The following is a 5172-nucleotide window of genomic DNA, read 5'->3' as shown; positions in this document are numbered from 1 at the left end:
CAGCCACTCCTGGCCACCGGCGTAACCGAACAGCTCCGCGCAAGCCATCCAGAACATCCGCCAGCGCTGGAACCACAGGCCGGCCGCCGGTCCATAAGCCCCCTGGAGGACTTTCATGATCTCTTCACGCGCCAGATCCTGATTGGCCAGCCAGTGATTGGCGGTGCGCTGATAGTGCGTCCCATCGACATGCCACCGGCGTTCGATACCCAGATCCCCCTGGAACCACAGCAAGGTATCCGATGCGGGCATCAGGCCGCCGGTGAAGAAGTGCCGCCCCATCCAGTCGTCGTCGCCTTCCGTCTCGAACGGATACATGAGGGTCCGATGGGCGAAGATGTGGACGAACAACTTGCCGCCCGGACGCAACCACAGCGCGATGCGCGACAGCAGGGTTTCGTAGTTGCGCATGTGCTCGAACATTTCCACCGACACGCAGCGATCGAACTGGCTCGCCCCCAGTTCCAGAGTGTTCGCGTCCGCCGTGACCACGTTGACGTTATGAATGCCGCGCGCCGCGCAGTTGGCTTCAATGTGGCGTCGCTGGCCCGCCGAATTGGACACAGCGGTAATGCGGGAACGCGGATAGCGCTGGGCCATCCACAAGGTCAAGGAACCCCAGCCACAGCCGAGCTCGAGAATCGACTGATCGTCGGCCAGCTCGGCACGCGTACCGTACAGCTCGAGCATCGCCTCTTCCGCCTCGGCCAGCGATTCGCTGCCGGTCGGATAGTAGCAACCCGAATACTTCAGGCGAGGCCCGAGGCACAGTTCGAAGAAGCGCGACGGCAGTTCGTAATGCTGACCGTTCGCCGCATCCGTATGGATGGCGACCTCGCTATGCTTCAGCCCGTCGATACGCTTCTGGTAGCGCGCGGCCACCGCCGCAAGTCCACCCGCACCCTCCTCCGCCAGACGCTTGTCGCATAGCCGGCGGATGCCGGCGCGCAGCAGTACATCGGGAACGAGGCCGCGCTCGGCAAGGCCAAGCACACCGGGTGCGGCGCGGTCTTCACGGACGTACGAGGCAGGACTGACGGCGGTATTCATGCGTTATCGCTCTCATGTTTCGGGAACCACGGAAAAAACATCGGGGTGTCACGCTGATAACGACGGTAGGCCTCGCCGCGAGAGCGCAAGGCCTGGGTTTCGGTGTAAGGCACGCCGCTGACGAAGCGCAGGAACAGGAACATCACCACGGGGCCGCTCCACGCCAGCCACCACAGCGGCGATCCGATCGCCAGTACGACGTAAGCGAACCAGTGCAGCCATTCGAAAAAGTAGTTGGGATGGCGCGAGTAACGCCACAGCCCGGTACGGCAGGTTTTACCCTGGTTGGCAGGATCGGCGCGGAACGCGGCGAGCTGTCGATCGGCGAGGGATTCGCCACCGACACTGACCACCCAGATGACGACAGCCAGAAGCATGCCGGTGATCGACACGGTCGGATTCGCGGCCACCGCGAGGAACGGAACGGCGAAGAGGCCAACAAGAAAGGCCTGGAACTGGAAGAAGCCGAAGAATTTCACCTGGCTGCCTTTCCAATGCTCACGCAACGCGCGATAGCGCCCGTCTTCCGCTTCACCGGAGACGCGACGCCAAAGGTGCCAGGCGAGCCGCAGTCCCCAGAGGCCGCCAAGCACCGCCATCACCATGCGTGGTCCGGCAGCCCCCGAACCGATGAGTGCGGCCAGCACCGCGGACCCACCGACGCCGGTCGACCAGAGCACATCGACGATGCCGGCGTTGGTGCGACGGCGTTGCCAGGCCCAGCCCGCCGTCATCAACCAGGCCGCGGCCAACCAGATAACCAGCAAGGTATTCGTCGTGCTCATGCGATTGCCCTCGCGCTGGACCACCGGTGGCTCAGCGCCGCGAGCAAGGGCATGGCCACGGCCCAACCCACGCCGAGCAAGGCCAGCGCGCGCCATTCAGGCGCATGAAACGTCAGCGCGTCCCATCCGCGCGCAGCACCCGCGTAGGCGAGCGGACCACCGATGCCGCCGAGTACGACGGCAAGCAGCGGTCGCGTCCCCAGCGCGCGCAACGGGCCGCCCAGCGTCAACGAGAAACACGCCCAGAGTCCGAGGATCCACAAGGGCGCACCACCGCCTGGCAAAGCCGGCGCCGCAGCGGCGTAGTCGGCCAGGCGCAGCCCATGCACGAGACCGTCGATCACCACGCCGCAGACGACCGCGATGACCAGTACCTGCAATGCGGCGCGACGCTGCGGTGATACGGCTACCTGCCACGTCACGAAAACCAGGGACGCGATCACCCCAGGCCATGGCTCGCCGCGCCCGGCGTAGATCACTGCGAAAAACCAGACCAGCTGGTAGCCAACGATGTTGGACCAGGCAGCGATCATCCGGACACGCTCCCGTGCAGCGGCTTCTCCATCAGCAGATGCGATACGCCGATGGAACGTTCGCGGAAGCCGCCTTCGCAATAGGCGAGATAAAACTCCCACGAGCGGATGAAGCGTTCGTCGAAGCCCTGCCCGCGCACCTGGGCCAGACTGGCGAGAAAACGTTCACGCCAGGCTTCCAGGGTCCGCGCGTAAGACAGCCCGAAATCCTCGAGGCGGACCAGGGCAAGGTCCGTCACGCGTGTCTTCGCGGCGAGCATCGCGTTGATCGAGGGAATGAAGCTGCCCGGAAAGACGTGACGCTTGATGAAATCGACCGACGCCAAGGCCTGCGCGTAGCGGTGGTCCTCAATGGTGATCGCCTGCACGAGCGCCCGGCCGCCCGGGCGAAGCAGGCTGCCGAGTTTCGCGAAGTAGACATCGAGATAGCTCGCGCCGATGGCCTCGATCATCTCGATCGAGACGAGCTTGTCGTACGTACCGGTCAGGTCCCGATAGTCCTCAAGCAGTAGCGTGACCCRATCGTCCAGGCCGGCCTCGTCGACCCGCGTGGCGGCCAGGGCATGCTGCTCGCGCGAGATCGTCGTCGTCGTCACATGGCAGCCGTAGTGACGGGCGGCATGCACGGCGAAGCCGCCCCAACCCGTGCCGATCTCGATGACGCGATCGCCCGGTTTCAGGTCGAGCCATTGGCAGACACGGTCGAGCTTGCGCGTCGAGGCCGCTTCCAGCGTGTCGCCATCGCCCTCCCACAGCGCCGACGAATACATCAGGTCCGCCGAGAGGAACAGGCCGAAGAAGTCGTTGCCGAGATCGTAGTGAGCTGCAATGTTGCGACGGCTGCCTTCGCGCGTATTCCGTCGCAAGGCGTGCCAGGCCTTCATGGCCAGGGCGCCGAGGCGTGCCATTCCGGACTCCATGCCGTCCAGCAGATCGCGATTGCGCACGAGCAGGCGAATCAATCCCACCAGGTCGTCGCAACGCCACAGGCCGTCCATGAAGGCCTCGCCGGCGCCTACGCTGCCGTTGCTGGCGACTGCCCGGTAGAACGCGAGATCATCCACGTGCACGTGTACGACCAGGCCTGGGTCCGCGTCCATCGACTGCCCGCACTCCACCCGCCCCAACGGGTCGTGGATGACCAGGCGGCCATGACGCATGCCATCCATCCGCGCCAGCAACATATGGCGCAGCAGGCGCAGGCCTCGCGAAGCCGGCGCGGCATCTTCGTTGCTGACGATGGCGTTCATGGGTTTCTCACCGGATGATCGTGAATGGGATTGCGCTTGAGCCATAGGCGAAGCGCTTCGAAATGGATCGCGCCAACGACTTTTGCCGTCATCAGCGGATAGCGCCAGAGCACGCGCGCCAGTGAGGCGCCCGTCAGTTCACGGCGATGCAGCGATAGGTGGGCGTCGAACTCGCGTACCCCATCGCGCAGCACGTCCATGTGCACGCGGAGCCGGTCGTCGGGACGGGTGAAGCGCCAGCGATACTCGCGTTCCATCGGCATGAAGGGCGACACGTGGAAGGCCTTGGGAAACGTCTGGTCGACGACATGCCCTTCAGCCTGGCCGTCCACGCGAAGCACGTAGCTATGCCGTTCGCGCCAGGGGGTATTGGTAATCTCGGCGACCACGCAGTCGAGCGTCGTGCCGTCCAGCTGGTAGCAGTAATAGAACGTCACGGGGTTGAACACGATGCCTGCATAGCGCACGTGGGTGAGGATGCGCACCGGACCCTCCGGGCGATGACCCATCGACTCGCTCGCGCGGTCGCGCACGGCGTCAGCCAGCGACGTTTCCGGTGGACCGAAATAATCCGAGCGACGAAACTCGGCCACGTTGCGTCCCTTTGCCGACCATAGCCAGCGGCCGGCGAAGACCCGATCGATCTCGTCCAGGTCGAGGTAGAGCTGCGCCATGCGATAGCTGAAGGCGTGCTCGTGGGGCGCATGGCGGTGATGCGTCACGACGCCTTCGTACACGGCGCTGGCAAGACGTTCACTCATGCGACTGCCCTGCCCCGTGCCGCCAGGACGCGCTCGAAATCGCGTGCGAGTTCCACGGCGCTGCGCATGCCGTCCTCATGGAATCCCCACCCCCAGTACGCACCGGCAAACCATGCGCGACGGCGCCCCTGGATCTCGGTCTTGCGCCTTTGTGCAGCGACGGACGCATGCGTATACACCGGATGCGCGTAGCTCATGCGCCGGAGGATCCGGCGCGGGTCGATGGCGTCCGTCCGGTTCAGGGTCACGACGAACGGATCGGGCGAGTCGAATCCTTGCAGCACGTTCATGCAGTAACTCACCGTGCAAGCGCCGCCGTGCTCAGCAGGAACGAAGGCGTTCCATGCCGCCCACGCCTTGCGAGAACGCGGCAGGAGGGAGGCGTCGGTATGCAGCACGGTGTCGTTGGTCTGGTAGGTCATCGCACCGAGGACCGCGCGTTCGGTCCCGTCGGCATCGAGCAGCAGCGCCAGCGCCTGGTCGCTGTGGCAAGCGAGCACCACGTCATCGAAGGCATGCGTTCCGGCATGCGTAACGACCTCCACGCGGTCGTCATGCCGGCGCACGGCAACCACCGGGGTGCTCAGGCATTCCTTCACCGACCAGCGGGCGCGCATCGCATCCACGTAGCTTCGCGAACCCCCTGTGACCACACGCCATTCCGGTCGGCCGGAAAGGGCCAGCATCTGATGATTGGCCATGAACTGCACCAGATATCGCGCCGGAAAGCCGAGCACCGCTGCCGACGGGGACGACCATAGCGCCGACGCCATCGGCACGAGGTGCTCGTCGC

At 65.0% G+C, this 5172-nt stretch carries 6 protein-coding genes; all 6 read right to left on the bottom strand.

All coding sequences use genetic code 11. The features are described from left to right. The coding region (locus AC1DT2_RS15320; protein ID WP_477297235.1) for an SAM-dependent methyltransferase at window positions 1-1050 on the bottom strand (1050 nt) is incomplete at its 3' end. Then, entirely contained in the window at window positions 1047-1835 is a 789-nt protein-coding gene (locus tag AC1DT2_RS15315) for a DUF1295 domain-containing protein (RefSeq protein WP_477297234.1), read from the bottom strand. The genes AC1DT2_RS15315 and AC1DT2_RS15320, both read right to left, overlap by 4 nt. Continuing rightward, window positions 1832-2368 carry a DUF2878 domain-containing protein gene (locus tag AC1DT2_RS15310; protein ID WP_477297232.1) on the bottom strand — a complete coding sequence of 179 codons (537 nt, stop codon included), beginning with the start codon at window positions 2366-2368 and terminating at the stop codon, window positions 1832-1834. The genes AC1DT2_RS15315 and AC1DT2_RS15310 overlap by 4 nt, the downstream gene beginning before the upstream one ends. Continuing rightward, window positions 2365-3618 carry a class I SAM-dependent methyltransferase gene (locus tag AC1DT2_RS15305; protein ID WP_477297231.1) on the bottom strand — a complete coding sequence of 418 codons (1254 nt, stop codon included), beginning with the start codon at window positions 3616-3618 and terminating at the stop codon, window positions 2365-2367. The genes AC1DT2_RS15310 and AC1DT2_RS15305 overlap by 4 nt, the downstream gene beginning before the upstream one ends. Then, window positions 3615-4379 carry a DUF1365 domain-containing protein gene (locus tag AC1DT2_RS15300; RefSeq protein WP_477297230.1) on the bottom strand — a complete coding sequence of 255 codons (765 nt, stop codon included), beginning with the start codon at window positions 4377-4379 and terminating at the stop codon, window positions 3615-3617. Before AC1DT2_RS15300 ends, AC1DT2_RS15305 begins: the two co-directional genes overlap by 4 nt. Next, the coding region (locus AC1DT2_RS15295) for an NAD(P)/FAD-dependent oxidoreductase (protein ID WP_477297228.1) at window positions 4376-5172 on the bottom strand (797 nt) is incomplete at its 5' end. The genes AC1DT2_RS15300 and AC1DT2_RS15295, both read right to left, overlap by 4 nt.

This window comes from Luteibacter sp. P4_E6 (assembly GCF_056401535.1).
Note: the sequence above shows the minus strand (reverse complement) of the source record. Positions and strands in the feature narration are given on the sequence as shown.

Excerpts from the sequence above, each read along its gene's own strand:
- AC1DT2_RS15315 (WP_477297234.1), bottom strand. The coding sequence starts at position 1,835 with ATGAGCACGACGAATACCTTGCTGGTTATCTGGTTGGCCGCGGCCTGG.
- AC1DT2_RS15310 (WP_477297232.1), bottom strand. The coding sequence starts at position 2,368 with ATGATCGCTGCCTGGTCCAACATCGTTGGCTACCAGCTGGTCTGGTTT.
- AC1DT2_RS15300 (WP_477297230.1), bottom strand. The coding sequence starts at position 4,379 with ATGAGTGAACGTCTTGCCAGCGCCGTGTACGAAGGCGTCGTGACGCAT.